Genomic DNA, 17,271 nt, shown 5'->3' with positions numbered 1-17,271 from the left:
GGATTTAACCGCAAAGCACGGCGGCACGGGCGGGATCGACGGCGATCAGTCCGGCAAGTAACTGGTCCATTACCGGTGTAAGGCGGGCCTTTTCAGCCTCGCTGCGACCGGCTTTCAGGCGCAGGAGTTTCAGATGGCGGGCCTGCACCTCAAACATCAGCTCAGGCTCCCAGTCACTGAGGGTCACTTCTCTTGCACGTTCACCCAGTTCTGCAAACAGGTGTACCGCCAGGTCATTTTTACCGTACTGCTCAGCAATGCGCCCCATCAGCAGACGCAACAGCCACTTCTGACGATCGGTGGTCATGCCCGGCCGGGTCTGCAACCACCCCAGAGCGGCATCCGGGCCTTCACTGTCGGCCAGCGCCACGGCTTCCGGCTCCAGCGCCAGAATGTCGTCGTTACCGGCGGTGGCCGGGGCTGATGGCGTATCGTTGTCCCACCCGCCAGTGGTATCAAGCACGCTCTGCTGGATCCAGTTCAGCGTCACTTCATCCGCAAAGGGGGTACCGTCACTGAACGCAAGCGTCTCCAGCCCGGCCAGACGGGTCAGCAGCCCTTTCAGATCGGCAGCAATAATGTCAGCCAGGGTGTCCTGACCTGATTTCGTCAACGCCTGGTGGATGTACCACTGCAAATCCAGCCACAGGTGATTGGCTCCGCGGGAAAAGGTGCTGTCGGCCGTTTCCAGCATTTCAGCCCAGTTCTGCTGCAGGTAGAGGCGTTTGAGTAACGCGCGCTGATCCGCCCTTGGCGGCTCAATGCGTGTGCGCCCCTGCGCATCCGGGGCAGGAATGGCCCGCAAGGTATCGTGGCGCAGGCTTTTCATCAGATGGTGTGCTGACAGCCAGCCGTCCGGTTGTTCGCGCAGATATTCGGTGAGGGTGCGGGCCTGAGCCAGTAAATCCTGACCGGAGGTGATCCGCCCGATCGCCGGGACATCGCTTTGACTGACAACCAAAGGGGTTTCGCTGGTACTGGCGTTCTGCGGTACCACCGCATCCACGCCGCCCGCTTTCTGCAAACGGCTTTCAAGAGCACCATACAGCGTATTGAGTTCAGGACGGGTTTCATCCGGATCGTTTTCGGTAAGCCCGGCTATCAGCAGCAGCGCTCCGGTGGTACGCATCGCCTCTTCTCTGACCACTTCCGGGTACAGGGAAAGTGAGTCGGTCATGCGCGATCCTGCCAGCCATTCCAGTGCGGCCTTACGGCTGCGGTCACGCTGCGGGTGCAGCTGTGTTCCAAATCGCTCCAGCAGACCAGCCAGCAGTTCTAATCCCTCGGCCAGCCCCTGTTCACCTTCGCGGTGCAACTTCGCCCAGCAGTACCAGGTTGCCACACGGATATCTTTCGCTACGGTGGTTAAAATCTTTTCTGCATGCTGGCAAATAAGCTCGGTGTTGGCACCAGAGAGCTTATTAATTTCCTCGCGAATCTGCTGGAAATCGTCGTCATAGCCAGGGTCTTCGCCAGCGGGTGACGCCCCAGACAGCGGCTGCAGCCAGCTGTCCCACTGCGCCACACGCTCACGGGTGGCGGCAAGCAGTGGCCCCTGATCGGTCTGGCAGGCATTAAGTAAGGCATAGAGCGTGCTCATCAATATACGTCCTCTGTAGCATTTCCTGCACTGATAACCTGGTCTGATAGTGTTGCACCGGAGGTACTGAAGATGGTTTCCGGTAGACGGAAATTGCGCAGCTTCAGCAGTGCCAGCGGCCCCTCTCCGGCTTCGGTACGAAGGGTATAATTGAGTGTGCGACCATCCTGTGCTTTCCAGCTCAGGCTGTAGCTGCTGCCGACGCCCGGGTAAGCACTGACGACAGCTTTATCGAGCAGGCGGATCCAGCCCCATGCACCAGGGATATCAGCGTACTGGCGGGTGCCCGCCTGCGTGCTTATCCAGCTCAGGTTCGCACCGGGTGCTTCCGTATCCGCAGGCCACCTGAACCGTTTCCATGCCGGCATCTGGTTCACATAGGTCAGCTTCTGGCTGTCGATAATCATGTCGGTCTGCATAACCCCATCGGCGGTGCCCGGGCGCAATTCGAAGTTCATGCCGGCGTTGCCTTCGGTGAATGCCACATCCGAGATATGACTCAGGGTGTTGATGGCGTTAAGGAACTCCGGGTTAAAGGCAAGGCCCTGCGAGTTGATGCTGTCCGGTACCCAGTGGTTGCCCTCTTTGTGCAGCACGCCTTTAAGGCGGGTCTGCAGGAACCGGGCGATACGCCCGGAATCAGCATTAAGGTATTTGGCCAGCAGCGGCAGAGAAACATCGCTGCTGGCGTTATTGAACGGATAGCGTCCACCAAAGGCACTGTTCCACTCAGCCACCACCGCCTGCTGCCACTGGGCATTGAGGCTCTCGGCCGCCGGGGTCAGCACCTGCTGCCAGGCCTGCTCCATCGGATTCACAAACACCGTACGCCCAAAGCCGCTCCACTCCTGCCCCAGACCGGCGGCAATGAGACTTCCGTAGTCGCGGGTTTCGGTCAGGTCCACGGCTTTACCCTGGAATACAGTCTGGGCAATGGTCTGGGTCATCGCCTGAGGGTCTGCGGCATTAGTCACCTGCTGCAGGCGCAGACGAACTTGCGTCACGCGAGTCAGGTATGACTGCAGGCTCAGCGCCTGCGCACCGGTATTGCTTTTATCCATCAGTGCCAGTACCGGACCAAAGGTTGCATCCAGCGGACCGTGAACGCCGACATTCTGGTCAATGGCATCTTTGTTATCACCACCGAGCAGATTTTTGGCTGATTTAACCAGAGAATCCGAAATCGCCTCGCCGGTTTGCCCGGTGCGCCCCTGCACATTCAGGGTGTTCATTAGCGCCACCAGAGGTGACTGACGCACATCGGCCATCAGGGTCAGTTGGTCAATAGAGTCAGATAGCGTGGCGGCCTGGTTCCAGCGCAGACTGTTGAGAAACGCCAGCCATGCCCCGCCAAAGTCTGCAAAGTAACGCTCCGTCAGGCGTTTTTTCAGCGCTTCCGGCGAGGTCTCGTCCTGTTTATTCACCTGACGCTTGCTGTCGGTCAACACCCAGTCAAGCTCGTCCCGGCGTGCCTTCACCACCTTTTCTATAGCAGGTTGCACGGCCTGCTCCCAGGCCTGGCGGGTGAACATGCCGGGCACGACTTCCGTGGTGCTGAACAGACGGGATGCATCGGTATCCCCGGTCATGTCCTCCAGACGCATATCCACATACAGATGTGCCACCTGGGAGAGCATCTTCTGGTACAGGGTCGATTCACTGTTACGTACGCCCATCAGACGAACCAACAGGGAACGCGCCTGGCTGACCATGCTTTCATCAGCACGGAGCTTCCACTCTGGATGCGCAACCAGCTGTGCGCCATAGAACGACAGCAGTGACGGCGCCACACCCTGCCAGACACCGTCTTTCACACCATCACGTTTTGGCCAGTCGTGCAGCAGCACCGAGCTGAACCAGGCCGCATCCATATGTTCCGGACGGGTAAGCATCAGGTAGAGTTTGAGCTGGTCATAGGTAGCTTTAGCCATCTGCTCACGCAGCGGGCTGCCCGGCGGCAGCGCGTTAAACGCACTGATCTGCTTCTGCAGGTGGTCTGCGGCCGCATCCCGCAATAATGGCAGTGCACTGTCGCGGTAACGTGGCCAAAGTGCGGTCAGCAGGGCATTATTCTGACTCAGCCCGGCCTGCTCATACCATGGCACGCCGTGCTCAGCACGGTACTGCAGGCGGGCCAGCGTTTTCTGCAGTTCAGACAGCGCGTGCAGGCGCTGCTCCAGCGGCTGATTCTGTCGGGCAGCAAGTGCGGCCTGGGTATTCGCACCGGCAATCTGGCTGCGGTTGGTGACATACGCGATGCCCATCCACACAGCCCAGCCCACCATCGCCAGGGCGACAACAGAGGTCATCGCTTTACGCCACGGGATGCCCGGCTTGCGCGGACGCAGAGCCGCCGGGAGCGCCCGGACCGAGTCCGGCAGTACATCCCAGCGCTTATCCATGCCCCAGTGGTGCGGCACGGCACGTTCGGCACCGGCAGAGGGCTGACTGAACACCACACCGGCCAGCGGCAGCGGGCGGTAGGGATTGAGCATCACCGACAGCGGTGCGGTCACGCTTTCCGGCTCACGAATTAGCTGGTCAGCAAGCGTCAGCAGGAAGCTGTGTTTCACGTCATCACAGGTCTGTTGCAAACCCTGTGAGGTCAGCGCTGGCGTCAGGGCAGTCAGTTGCTCAGCCAGGCCTTCCGCAGTACATCTGTCAGGCAGCAGACACCCCGCCGCCTGTACAACCCGACCTTCCGGCTTACCGACCCGCAGATGCAGGGACCAGACGTACAGGGGAAGTTTCCAGCCGAGCGTATCCATACGGGCGCTGATGGCATGCGACAGGGAGTCCATGGTGCTGTCAGACGGCACCGGCAGCGGCGGCTTCAGTCCGGGTGCGGATAGCTGGTCAAAGGCTGATGTGACCCACACCAGCCCGTCCGCCGGACGACGGCGCAGTTTGCGCAGTGCGCTCAGCCAAGCACTGTCCGCTGGGGTGTTGAGGTCACCGCCCCACAGTAACAGCGTACCGCGGCCTTCCTGCCAGAGCTGAGTCGTGAGCCCCGAAGTCAGTTGCTCCACCTCTTCGGCAGTGCCGGTTACCAGCAGAATACGTGTTTTACGCCCCCAGCGACGACCGTAGAGGTTACGCATGGCTTCACGGATGGTGTCGACGGTGACGTAACGCGGCTCGGTCTGTTCAACGCGGCCTTCATCGGCTGGCAGAACATTCCTTCGCTTAGACTGGAAACGATGCCAGCCCTGTTTAATGGCGAGCGTAATGGTTTTGCCGTGGCGGAACAGCATCAATAAAATCAGGGCTCCGGCAATGACCAGCCCTTTAAGTAACGGGGTATGCAGCCCCATCTGATCACCATAGTGCCAGATGCCCCAGGCAATCCCGCCCGCTAAAAGCGCGGAGAACCCCAGTTTTCCCCATCCTCCGCGCCATGCTGAATCACCCGTTGTCATCGTTTCTGTTCCCTGTTTGCACGGTATTAATAAATTTCTGCTCACCATCTGTAGAGAGCATCAGACAGTCGGCTTTTTGTATATTCACGATATCGCTGGCTACTGCAGCCATTATCCATGGAGAAAAGGGGCCGCTAAGCCCGGCATATTTCTCCAGCCAGTGGAGCTGTTCAGGTTTCCAGTAACCGTCATAATCTTGTGCCGCTGCAAGTAAATCAGAAAATGCATCACCCCACTCCACGCTGTCGCCGACAATACTGGCGGTGGCACAAGCCTGAGTCTGGGTCGAGAAAAATGTATCCAATGACTTTTCTGAAATCGCCATGTCAAGTGCCATTGGACGCAAAAGACGGGCGTTAAAGGAGAGGTTGTATTTTGTGGCGACATCATCGGAGGTCAGCAATAGGGCTGCCAGCACATCACTGTACGTATCCCGCCCCTGTGTCTGGTGAATCAGGATCAAATCCACATCCAGCGTCGGTGACTTAATTCGCTCATCCAGTGAAAGGAAGGACCTTGACGTAAGAATCGTCAACGCTGGAACAGGGAGATCCAGAATGACTGTCTGCCAGGCCTGCGCAAATGCATCCTGCAATACCAGTATGTCATCGTGAGAATCTGTCAGTAGCGTGACAGCTGGTACTAAATCTAAAGGCAACTTTGCCAGTACAGGACTTAACCCGGTCAACAGAACTGAAAAATGTGTCTCATGATCTTGCAGATAAATTCGTTGGGTCAGAGATGTGCTCTGCTCCAGCGTTGGCGGGGCTGCAATAAAATTTTGCGGTGTCAGATTTGCAGGGAGCATTACACCGCTGTGTAACACTGCGATATTGCGTCCAGACCACGCCATCCACTGTTGTTGCGCATACTCTGCCTCGTTGGTTTCAAATTCGTGTCTGTCAAAAGCATTGTTATAGATCCAGCCACGCAGACACAAAAAGAAAAACCAGACAACTGCAGGGCCTGAGGTGACAGCCCAAAGATTAAATGTTTGAAGTGGCCCGGCCAGTTTATTGGCATGCAGGACAAACAGCAGTACACAACCGACCAGCGCGAAAGCCCCCAACATCATCCACAGGATGAATGAAGGTTCTTCAGGCTTAGTCGATATTGTTGATTTCTGACGCTCCCAGCTCATTACTTATCCTATTACACAATCCGGTGCACTGGAGATCACCTGACAACCGCACTCACAGTGGCAACCATCCACAACCACGGCTTTACCGTCAGAGGTCCATTCAGGCGATCCTTCAATAATTGCATTAATGCCATGCCCCACTATTGGGCAACTGACCTTATCACCCACGAGGGCAACATTTTTTCCATTTACTACCATTGTTGATGAGGCAGAAATGACCTGGCCACCATGAGTGGTTTTATCACTAATCAATACAAAACCTTTAGACATACGAATCTCCCTTTTTCATTTCCTGATATTCATTTCTTTATGCAGGTAAAACATTATTTCTCTATATTAATTTCTTTTAACTTATCGCACGCATTAGAATCACCTGCAGAACAGCTTTTTTTGGAATAGTGGGATGACCTTACTTCTATTTACAGCAATTCCTTTACCATCAAAATACATCGTACCTGAATGATACATGGCTGAAGGCTCGCCTTGATTAACTGCAAGTTCGAGAAAATTTTTGGCTTTATCATAATCCACAGCAACGCCCTTACCATTAAGGTATGCGTAACCTAAATACATCTGAGCTTTAGCGCAGTTGTTTTTCGGAGCCTTCTCATACCATAATTGGCCTTTTCGTAACTCTGAGAAGTTTCTTCACCAAAACGTTAGCAAAACCCACAAGTAATAAAACCGCAGTTATTCTGGTGACTGTTTTCATGATTTCCCTCACTGCATATTTCAGGCAACGCGCCCCCAACCGAGGTTTAAATGATTCGCGGATATTTAGCGCACTACCGTCTTTTAAAGATGATCTTTCACCATGACCCATAAGGATATTTTTTGTTTTTTATAAACCCTAAGATATCTTCATCATAACCATAACTAAAATCGCTTTTTGTTACCCCTTTACACATATCAAGGTCTTTACCTGAAACAGTCGTTATTTGTGTATCATTCAGTGAGATGTCCGAATGGCCATATTGCCTCAACCAGACCCGTACTTTTCCTTCCGGCGCCAATCCTATTAACATCGTTTGTCGATATGCATTCTTCCCAGGCTCTAATACATCAGGATAAGGAGTGATCATTTTATCACATGTATTCTGAGAGAAAAATAAAGTTGATTGATATGTTTTTCTATCAATAATCGAGTCCCAGCAAAAAATCATTATCTTAGGCAATCTATCGGATTTGTTAAACTGCGTACTCCCCGCGGAGTTCCTATCACTCCATTTTCCGACACTGATTCCACGCGGCTGATCGATAGTCCGATATGTCGATGCATATCCATCAACATCTAACAACTTCAACAGTGTAACCTGTGCTGGCAAAGCTTTTGGGATAGTAAAGGCAAAGTATCATTTGTCCCAAGGGATTTTAAGACTATTGGGTTGTTCACTAGCACAGGCACTAACAGAGCCCAAAAGAAATAAGATCGAGATAATTCTGGCATTTGATTTCATGGTTTACTTCTCTGCATATTCTAAGCAACTTAAACTGAGCAAAGGTTCATATGAATAAAGAGTATTGAACACAACTCCGTCTTTGAAATGCGATTATTCACCATGAACCATAAGGATATTTTTTACCCTTGATGAACTCTTTGGTTGTATTACTATACCCATAGGAAAAATCACTTCCCGTTACCCCTTTACACATATCAAGGTCTTTACCGGAAACTGTCGTTATTTTTGTATCATTTAATGGGATATCCGAATGGCCATATTGTCTCAACCAGACCCGTACTTTTCCTTCCGGCGCTAATCCTATTAACATCGTTTGCCGATATGCATTTTTTCCAGGTTCTAAGACATCAGGATAAGGGGTTGTCATCTTATTCCAAGTATCCTGAGTAAAGAATAAAGTGGACTGATAAACCTTTTTATCAATGATTGAGTCCCAACAAAATATCATTATCTGTGGCAATCTGTCGGCTTTATTAAACTGGGTGTTCCCCGCAGAGTTACGTTCACTCCATTTATCTACACTGATCCCTTGTGGCTGATCGATAGTCCGATATGTCGATGCATAACCATCAACATCCAACAGTTTTAACAATGTAACCTGTGCTGGTAGAGCTTTTGGTGTGGTAAAGGCAAAGTACCATTTGTCCCAAGGGGTTTTAAGACTATGGGGTTGTTCACTGGCACAGGCGTTAGCAAAACCCACAAGTAATAAAACCGAAGTTATTCTGGTTATAGTTTCCATGATTTCCCTCACTGCATATTTCAGACAACGCGCCCCCAACCGAGGCTTGAATGATTCGCGGATATTTAGCGCACTACCATCTTTTAAAGATGTTGGTTCACCATGAGCCATAAGGGTATTCTTTACCATTTATAAATTTCTTAATACCCTCGCTATATTCATAGCCATTAGGAAAGTTCGTTTCACCTTTGCACATGTCAAGGTCTTTACCTGAAACAGTCGTTATTTTTGTATCATTTAATGGGATGTCCGAATGACCATATTGTCTCAACCAGACCCGTACTATCCCTTCCGGGGCCAACCCTATCAGCATCGTCTGCCGGTATGCATCTTTCCCAGGTTCTAAAACATCAGGATAAGGGTTAATCATTTTAGCCCATGCATCATGCGTAAAAAATAAAGTTGACTGATATATTTTTTTGTCAATAATTGAATCCCAGCAGAATATCATTATTTGCGGAAGCCTTTCGGCTTTATTAAACTGTGTATTCCCTGCAGAGTTACGTTCACTCCATTTACCTACACTGATCCCTTGTGGCTGATCGATAGTCCGATATGTCGATGCATAACCATCGACATCCAACAGTTTTAACAATGTAACCTGTGCTGGTAAAGCTTTTGGCGTAGTAAAAGCGAAATACCACTTGTCCCAGGGCGATTTGAGGCTGTTAGATTTCTCACTAGCACAGGCACTAACAGAGCCCAAAAGAAATAAAATCGAAATAATTCTGGCGATTGATTTCATGATTTCCCTCCCTGCATATTCCAGACAGCTCGAAGCCAACCCGGATTTGGACGATTGATATAAAAAAACAAATCGGATGATTTCACTGCCCCGTAGATGGTTTTCACTTTATTCCCGTCCAGCCAGACATCTTTTACAACCACAGGGTTCCAGTGAGCGGAGCAGTGAATATATTTGCCAATTAACTGTAATTCTGGTGAGATAAAAGGCGTCGGCACACCACCATTTCTCACAGCCTTACCCTGGTCAATTGCTTTTTGACACAAAGCTTCAAGCTCAGGCGGTAAAGAGAAATTCTCATCCTTGGGGAGGATCTCATTAAATAAGCCTCCAGCCTCCTGAGCCGCATCCAACATCACCCGTAAACTAACTTTACTCCAGTCATTAGTCACTACCCTCTCAATAGTGACTGCCGCACCTACACGTTTTTGTGTGATGCCACCACGTTTTTTATCCTCGTTAACAAGATAGTCGTACCAGGTTTCTGTCTTTACTTCACCACTCGGAATGATCGCACTTAACGCTGGCAGGCTCTTTAAGTCAGGTATTTCAGCCGCTGAACGCCGGTAGATATCAGTCACTTCAGAAGGAATACTTTCACTGACAGTTTCGTTTTGGGGCTGAGTCAGAAAAAGATATTCCTTTTCCTTCGGATTATAGCCACCGCCGATATCGGAATGTGCTCCCGGCAGAGCCAGTTCCGGCCACGATTCCTTGATGCTGTTCAGGCTAAAGTTGTAGCGACACTCATGCATTGCCGTAATCTGAAAGACTTTCTGCGCAATATCTGGAGGCAGGGCCAGCTCAACGCCGGGGTTCACACCACTATGAACATCAAATAGATTACTTACTGTACCTACCGCGCACACGGTATCAAATAACCCCAGAAAGCGGGTTTCACCTGCAGGTTTCCCATGCTGATTTCGACCACCAAGCCCTTTCGTTATGGCCTGCTTTATGGCTTTATCGTTGTTTCTTACACGGTTAACAAAGTGGCGAGCTGCTGCCGCTCCGCGACTAAATCCAAAAACATCGAACTGAATTTTTTCGATTGCAAAATTTATCCCTTGGTTAAGAGCCAGAAATTGTGAAATCTGTTCAGCAATTAGACCAACGCCTTCATCAGATTTATCAACCACACCATAAAACCAACCGCCCGTCCCCATACTTATCGTGCTATCACTATTCCCCTTATCGGTACCGATCCCCTGTACATAGATAGCGCGTTGATAATCTAATTGCCCTTCAATTACTTCATCATTGGTAGCATAAAGTGTATTGAGCCAGTGAATATTTGAATAATAACCAATATAACTCACTGCATTATCAATTTTTTTTCCCAGTTTTTTAGCACAGGCTTCAGCGTCTTCAGGCTTCATTCCAACGTCAAGATGAGAGCAGGACTCCAGGATGCGATTCTGGGTATTAAACGCATTATTCCCTGTACCATCAAAAAACATCCCGATCGTGATGGTTATCCCCGGGACGGGTTTTCGTTTGCAGACAACTGTTTTCTCGGAAATATTAACATCAGTGAAATGCTCGCAATCACTGGCTTCCCACGCATGGTAATCACTCATACTTATTCACTCCCTGTTGTTGAATTGCCGGTTCCAAGGATCTCAACTTTTAATTTGCCGGGCATTGTGGTATAAATCGGCAGTGTTTTGCCATTATCATCTGAAATGCCATGAAACACCTGCCCGTCAGCTGTCGTCACTTTATATTCAGTCTGAGGGATGATTTTCCCTTCTTCGTCAGTCAGAGAGTAAACACCACCATAACCTTTCGGAAATTCAGGGGCTGGCATGTTCAGCGAAGCTGCTCCCATTTTCTGAGCATTGGCACATTTCAGAAGAATATTTCCAGGACAACCCAACTCAATATTCCCGCCACTTAACTTGATATAGGCCCCACCACAGTTAACGACCAGTTCCGTTGCTGCTGTAATTTCAATTTTGCCTTCGGCACTCGTTACCGTAATATCTTTCTTGGCGAAAGCGTCCAGTGCGTCATCCTGTGCCTGAATTTCGACTTTCCCCTTCGCAGCAAACAGCTTCATACCCGCCTGACGGGCCAGCATACTGATAGCTTCACCTGCCGCAACCGTGAAACGCTTCATAGCGCTGATGTCTGCATTATTTTGCGCGACGATCCCCACGCTGGCACTTCCCGAGGAAATGCGTACACCTTCCGGGCTGCTGATGCTAACGCCTTGCGGTGCATTCAATACCATCCCCGGCTGTGCCAGTTCCGTCAGTGCATCCGTCAGCATTTTCTGGCTCTGGATATCCGCCGGATACGCCTGAGCACTTTCTGCCGCATCGGAAAGGCTTCTGGCGATACTTAACGCATTTTCAAGCTGTGCCACAGCCTCTTTCATGGAAAGCATTTTGTCACTGGCGAATGGTTGTTTGTCCGCACTAATGAATACACCGGCTCCGCCACGAACGGCCACCCATTTATCGGTGCGTAACTCCGCACCTTCGCCACGAAGCTTCCTGGAAGCGTCTACATTGTGACCTAAATTGAGTTGGGTTTTGCCGCCATACTCCGTACTGAGCTTGACGTGCTCTTCGCCGCGCTTGTCCTCCATCCGAAGCTTGTTCAGGCCAGCTGTGCGGACAACATTGCGCGTACTGTTGGCCTCAGTGACATGGTCAACGTGGCGGGAGTCGTGGAGGGCATGAGCAATGTATGGACGGTCGGGGTCACCTTCATGGAACGCAATGGCAACCTCAGTTCCCTGTATCAGCGGGAAGTGAAAGCCATACTTGTCGCCGCCGTAGGGTTTAGCAAAACGCACCGGCATACTTTCCTGGCCCTGACGCTTATCATCGCGGTCAGCATCAAACTTCACCCGGTACATGCCGGATGCATCCTGCCAGGCGTAGATGTCGTTATCTTTGGCGCTGGTCACGCGCGCCATCAGGGTGCCGCTGACCACCGGGCGCTTTTTAGCGGCAGGTCGCCAGCATCGGTTCTCGTAATATGGCATCCCCTCCCACATCACTATCAGGGCATCTTTACGACTGGCTATATAGCCCGTGCGGGTAATGATAATACCGTTGTCCGTTTCTGACGGCAGTGTCGGCGGTACCACACGTTCACTGATGGTCAGCACCTGGGCCGGAGAAAGCAGGGCATAATTACTACAGCCGCTGATAGTCGTCTGCCCGGACAGGAAACGCTCATGCTCCAGGCGTGCCCAGAAGTTGCCGGTTTCTGCTGCGGGGGTGATTTTGTCGCCGCGTTCAAGATGACGTGGCAGGTAGTGATACACATCACCGTAGGTCAGACCTTCACCATCACCCCTCGTCATGTCTGCCGGTACAGAAGTCAGGATATTATGGGCTTCACGGTGGTTGTAATCACTGGCGGTGACAGAGCGCTCGACTACGTTTTGTCGGACGTGAACCCCCCATACCGAGTCCGCTGCATTATCACTCATGCCCGATGGACTGCTCAGTGGCAGCGACTTACCGAACGTCCATGCACTCTGCTTGTCTGCAAAATGCACCACCTCAGTCTGGGTGTCGGGTTGCAGGGTAAAGAAGTAGAAAATCCCCACTTCAGCCAGCAGACGCTCAATGAACGCGAGATCGTTTTCCTTGTACTGGTTAATCTGTTCACGCTTCGGATAGTCAGCTTTGAGGGTGAACTCATACTCCCAACCTTTCAGGCCATGCTCCTGCAATACTTCAGTGACGACTTCCGGTACCGACTTATTGACGAAAAAACGGTGGGTACGGAATTGCTTGCGCAGCAAAGACAGGAACGGCTCAATAATAATCTGGTACGTCGCCTGGTCACGTGAGCCACTGATACGCTTAAAATGCGTCACCACACCATGCACCACTTTCTGCCCGGTCAACCCCATCAGAGGCCCGGTTCCCATTGTCAGCGTGGCAGGTTTGGTCAACAGTTGCGCCGAACTGATATTCTGATCGCTGCTGGTAAAGATAACTTCGTAGTAGTAGAGCTCACTCATGAACTCCTTACCGTTAAACTCTTCCACGTCCAGTGAAGCTGTGCAGGACGGAATATCCAGGCGGTAGCGGTTCAGCCCGCCTTCAGTTAGCGCAGACAGGGTATTCTTCAGCGTATCTGTCAGACTCATGATATTGACTCCATGGGATAACCTGCAGTCCATGACTTTCTTGCCGACGGGCAAGTAACAGGTTTAATCAGGGGTACTCAGCGAGTACGAAAAAGAGTGATTGCAGCTCCTGCCCCAAGGGCGCAGGCAAGGGTTTTAACCAGCAATACGGTCATTTCAAAATTGTTCATGCCGTATTCACCGTCACCGCTGATGGAAATAAAGCGCTTAATAAATGTGTAAAAATACGTATCCGGAAGAAACAGAATTCCCACAATCATTAAAGTTAAAAAGATAAAAACCTTCATGACGTTATTCCGGGATACTATTCAGAAATTTCAATTGAACCATAAGGCCTTGATATTTCGCGATCGGTCAAAGGAAAGTTATATACCTGGGTTTTATTAACACCTATTCCGACAACAAAATTCCGGGGTTCATCTTTGTTACTTTCTGAATAAAGCACGAATTCAACAATATATTTATTACCATCCATGAAACAGTGGTAAGACGGAGGAATGCATAATGCACCATCAACAATCTTAAGTCCTGGCGAGGAGTTGAATTTTTTCTCTTTAGGCAGCGTTCCCCGAAGATTGATCCCCATGTCTGCAGGCTGATAATCTCGCGCATCATTAATACTCATGCAGACGTCATTACCCTGCCTGCTCACCTGCGCAGTTTCATCCAGGCTCATTCTGTCGCCAGGCCCCGGGCACCCTGTCAGGACTACCGAAGACATGCCTAATGAAACGATAAAGATAATTTTTCGAAAATGGCTCACGCTTACCATGGAAAACCTCTCAGAGAATTTTTATACCCTTCGCGTATTACTGCCTCAGACGTGTCACCATCAAGCGTAATATCGGGATATTTTTTATTTTCAAGGTGCCACCAGATTTCATAGCCAAATGTCTGTAAAACAAAATTATCGGCAATAATCTGTGCCTGCTGCTCCATCGGATAGTCACTCACCAGGCGGCCATCAAGCGTATAGCGATAGCTGACAAGCCAGCTCACAAGCCCTCTTCCAATAACATTCATTCCTTTTTCACGCTGCCAGACATGACTCATTTCGTGAATAAACATATGTTGAAGCGAATACGTCGACTGTGAAAAATCATCCCGGTACTGATTAATGAAATATATTTCACCATTTGGCGTCATTGCCGTATTGGCATCCTGTGCATTAAACGGCAGATAACTGCCATGATGAATTTTCACCTTCTCGTAATCGATCCGGTTGCCGAATACCGTTCTGGCTAAGGCGATTTCCCCGGCAGTCAGTTTTCTGACGGAATCATCGTCCTGCTTCTTGTCGTCCTTCTTTTTCTTCTTCCCGGCATCATGAATGGTCATTCCCTGCCTCCGGATTAGCGTTCAGCCGCGTCTGAAAATTCAAGCCCAATCCCTTCCTCATCGCTCCAGCCGAGCGTCAGGGAGTGTGGTTTCTGTTTCGCAGCCATGTGGGTCAGCAGCTGCTGACTCAGCACCGGCAGAATCTGCTGATTGAGAAGGCTGTCAACGTTACGCGCACCAGTATCCGGCAGCAGGCAGGCAGAAGTGAGAGCGTCATACAGGCTCTCATCTATCTGCGTGGTCAGGCCGTAGTGGCGGCTCAGGCGTTTGCTCATTTGTTCAAGCTTCATTTCCACGATGGTGCGCATCGCCGCTTCGGCTAATGGACGGTAAATCACAGTCTGGAAACGGGCCAGCAGCGCGGGCTGGAAGTGGTCGCGCAGTATCGGGCGTAGCAGCTCGTGCAGGTCGGCTTCGCTGGCCTCCGGCTGTTCGTCCAGCAACCGCATCAGGTGATCGCTGCCGAGGTTGGAGGTCATCAGGATGACGGCGTTGCGGAAGTCGATTTCACGCCCTTCGCCGTCGCGCATAAAGCCGCGGTCAAAGACCTGATAAAACAGATTCATGACGTCGCGGTGGGCTTTTTCCACCTCATCCAGCAGCACCACGCTGTACGGACGCTTGCGTACCGCTTCGGTGAGAATGCCACCCTGACCGTAACCCACGTAACCCGGAGGCGAGCCTTTCAGCTGCGACACCGTGTGCGGCTCCTGGTATTCGGACAGGTTGATGGTGATGAGGGATTTCTCACCGCCGTACAGCACGTCCGCCAGCGCCAGTGCAGTTTCGGTCTTACCGACGCCACTCGGGCCAACCAGCAGGAACACGCCCTGTGGGCCGTTCTCTGATGTCAGTCCGGTCTTCGCGGCACGCAGGCGCTGAGCGATGGCAACGAGTGCCACATCCTGCCCGACCACGCGTTTGCCGATTTCATTTTCCAGCGTCAGCAGTTCGGTCTGTTCGTCTTTCATCAGGGAAGAGAGCGGTACGCCGGTCCAGTCGGCAATCACGTTGGCAACCGTGCGGGTGTCGACATCCACCTGAACCAGCACGTCGCCCTGCTGTGCCTGTTCGAGCTGCTGCTGCAGGTCGGAAATCTCAGCCTGCTGGCTGATATCCTGGCGGCTGGCCATCAGTTGCTGTGCAATCTCTTTTTCAGCGCTGAAACGGCTTTCCTGCTGCTGCAGGGTAGCTTCCAGTGTATTGCGCTGCTGTTCAATGACGCTCAGACGATCGCCGTGTCCGGTGCAACCCGCAGCAATGTCTTCCAGCAGCGCCTGCTCTTCAAGTTCCAGTGCGGTCAGCTGTGCTTTCAGACGCACAATTTGTTCAGGCACGGTATCGAGGCTCATGCGCACGCGGGCAGCGGCGGTGTCGAGCAAATCAACCGCTTTGTCCGGCAGCTGGCGTCCTGTTAAATAACGGCGAGAAAGCGTGACAGCGGCACGGACCGCATCGTCGGTGATATGCACGTTGTGGTGTTCGGCGTATCGGGATTTCAGGCCGCGCAGCATCAGGCAGGCGGTGTCGTCGTCCGGCTCATCCACCTTCACCATCTGAAAGCGGCGCTCCAGAGCGGCATCGCGCTCGAAGTACTGTTTGTACTCGCTCCAGGTGGTTGCAGCGATAGTGCGCAGTTCGCCGCGGGCCAGTGCCGGTTTCAGCAGGTTGGCCGCATCCGCGCCCCCCGCCTGGTTGCCCGCGCCGATGATGGTGTGCGCTTCGTCGATAAACAGCAAAATCGGGATCGGTGACTGCTGTACCGCGTCGATGACGTTTTTCAGACGCTGTTCAAATTCGCCTTTCACACCGGCGCCCGCCTGCAGCAGACCAAGGTCGAGGGTGCGCAGGATGACCGGTTTGAGAGATTCGGGGACGTTGCCTTCGGCAATACGCAGTGCCAGGCCTTCGACCAGGGCCGTTTTACCGACACCCGGCTCACCGACCAGGATCGGGTTGTTCTTGCGACGACGGGAGAGAATGTCCACCATCTGGCGAATTTCCGTGTCGCGACCAAACACCGGGTCGATTTTGCCCTCTCTGGCTTTGGCGGTGACATCGAGGGTAAATTTATCCAGCGCGTTCTGCAGCGCAGGGCTCAGCTCCCCCTCTTCCATTTCCATACCAGCCGGGCGCCCGACAAACTCCACCTCACCACCGTGGCTCTGGGCCAGATCTGCTTCCTGCTGCACGTCCGGGCGTTCGTCGGACTGTGCGTCCAGCAGCGGACGCAGGCACTCCAGCTGGTTCTGACCAAGCGTCAGCAGCGGCCACAGACCATTGCAGCGCACCAGGTTCTGTTTTTCCACCAGGGCCATCAACAGGTGCTGGCTCCGGATGTGTTCTTCACCGTTTAGCGAGGCAATCAGCCAGGCTTCCTGCATCAGGATCTGAATGGCGTCAGACAGCTGTGGGCGGTGGCGTACCGAGCGCGGCTGTTTATCCAGCCAGCCCAGCAAATCCTGCCAGATAGCATCCATGTCCCATTCGTAGCGGCGCGCCAGCACCGTCAGGTCACCTTCCCCCTGCTCCAGCAGTTTCAGCAGCCAGTGCTCCGGCAGAATTTCCGCATGGGCGCGTGTCTGACACAGAGAGGCCGCCCCTTCCATCGCGCGGGCGCAGTAAGGGTTCAGACGTCGAAGAAGGATTGCCGGGTTTTCCATGTTTGCTTGCTCACTGTTGAGGACCGTTCAGGCACGCTACCGC

Annotated in this window: 14 protein-coding genes; all 14 read right to left on the bottom strand. The window is 52.1% G+C overall.

Going from position 1 to position 17,271, the window contains the following annotated elements:
• Positions 1-4 precede the first annotated feature (4 nt).
• The 14 genes from tssA to tssH all read right to left on the bottom strand — a co-directional run bounded on the left by tssA (position 5) and on the right by tssH (position 17,228).
• Positions 5-1,600 carry a type VI secretion system protein TssA gene (gene tssA, locus ACOTZC_RS12035; RefSeq protein WP_047174224.1) on the bottom strand — a complete coding sequence of 532 codons (1,596 nt, stop codon included), beginning with the start codon at positions 1,598-1,600 and terminating at the stop codon, positions 5-7.
• On the bottom strand, positions 1,600-5,019 hold the full coding sequence (locus ACOTZC_RS12030) for an ImcF-related family protein (RefSeq protein WP_248193770.1): 3,420 nt from the start codon (positions 5,017-5,019) through the stop codon (positions 1,600-1,602). The genes tssA and ACOTZC_RS12030 overlap by 1 nt, the downstream gene beginning before the upstream one ends.
• Positions 5,006-6,160, bottom strand: coding sequence for a hypothetical protein (locus ACOTZC_RS12025; protein ID WP_047174222.1), 1,155 nt, complete (start codon positions 6,158-6,160; stop codon positions 5,006-5,008). The genes ACOTZC_RS12030 and ACOTZC_RS12025 overlap by 14 nt, the downstream gene beginning before the upstream one ends.
• A 3-nt stretch (positions 6,161-6,163) precedes the next feature.
• Complete coding sequence (locus tag ACOTZC_RS12020; RefSeq protein WP_072044435.1) at positions 6,164-6,430, bottom strand: PAAR domain-containing protein; 267 nt, start codon at positions 6,428-6,430, stop codon at positions 6,164-6,166.
• A 99-nt stretch (positions 6,431-6,529) separates the two neighbouring features.
• The gene (locus ACOTZC_RS12015; RefSeq protein WP_052686466.1) at positions 6,530-6,733 is read right to left on the bottom strand and encodes a tetratricopeptide repeat protein; all 204 of its coding nucleotides are present in this window, start codon (positions 6,731-6,733) and stop codon (positions 6,530-6,532) included.
• Between the two features lie 236 nt (positions 6,734-6,969).
• Complete coding sequence (locus tag ACOTZC_RS12010) at positions 6,970-7,497, bottom strand: DUF2931 family protein (protein ID WP_421635807.1); 528 nt, start codon at positions 7,495-7,497, stop codon at positions 6,970-6,972.
• Positions 7,498-7,714: 217 nt separating this feature from the next.
• A complete protein-coding gene (locus ACOTZC_RS12005; protein ID WP_233426914.1) occupies positions 7,715-8,491 on the bottom strand; it encodes a DUF2931 family protein in 777 nt (258 codons plus the stop codon).
• Positions 8,460-9,107 carry a DUF2931 family protein gene (locus ACOTZC_RS12000; protein ID WP_047174221.1) on the bottom strand — a complete coding sequence of 216 codons (648 nt, stop codon included), beginning with the start codon at positions 9,105-9,107 and terminating at the stop codon, positions 8,460-8,462. Before ACOTZC_RS12000 ends, ACOTZC_RS12005 begins: the two co-directional genes overlap by 32 nt.
• Entirely contained in the window at positions 9,104-10,687 is a 1,584-nt protein-coding gene (locus ACOTZC_RS11995) for a T6SS phospholipase effector Tle1-like catalytic domain-containing protein (RefSeq protein WP_047174220.1), read from the bottom strand. The genes ACOTZC_RS12000 and ACOTZC_RS11995 overlap by 4 nt, the downstream gene beginning before the upstream one ends.
• Positions 10,688-10,689: 2 nt before the next feature.
• Complete coding sequence (locus ACOTZC_RS11990; RefSeq protein WP_047174219.1) at positions 10,690-13,227, bottom strand: DUF2345 domain-containing protein; 2,538 nt, start codon at positions 13,225-13,227, stop codon at positions 10,690-10,692.
• Positions 13,228-13,304: 77 nt separating this feature from the next.
• Positions 13,305-13,514 carry a hypothetical protein gene (locus ACOTZC_RS11985; RefSeq protein ID WP_421635785.1) on the bottom strand — a complete coding sequence of 70 codons (210 nt, stop codon included), beginning with the start codon at positions 13,512-13,514 and terminating at the stop codon, positions 13,305-13,307.
• A 17-nt stretch (positions 13,515-13,531) separates the two neighbouring features.
• A complete protein-coding gene (locus ACOTZC_RS11980) occupies positions 13,532-13,948 on the bottom strand; it encodes a putative T6SS immunity periplasmic lipoprotein (RefSeq protein ID WP_421635806.1) in 417 nt (138 codons plus the stop codon).
• A 44-nt stretch (positions 13,949-13,992) separates the two neighbouring features.
• Positions 13,993-14,565, bottom strand: coding sequence for a hypothetical protein (locus ACOTZC_RS11975; RefSeq protein WP_047174216.1), 573 nt, complete (start codon positions 14,563-14,565; stop codon positions 13,993-13,995).
• Between the two features lie 14 nt (positions 14,566-14,579).
• Positions 14,580-17,228: a type VI secretion system ATPase TssH gene (tssH, locus tag ACOTZC_RS11970; protein WP_421635784.1), complete on the bottom strand. Its 2,649-nt coding sequence runs from the start codon at positions 17,226-17,228 to the stop codon at positions 14,580-14,582.
• Positions 17,229-17,271: the final 43 nt, after the last annotated feature.

Origin of the sequence: Enterobacter cloacae complex sp. SHL009, from assembly GCF_049237205.1 — a bacterium.
GTDB lineage: Bacteria > Pseudomonadota > Gammaproteobacteria > Enterobacterales > Enterobacteriaceae > Enterobacter > Enterobacter cloacae_M.
This window is presented reverse-complemented; position numbering and strand designations above follow the sequence as displayed.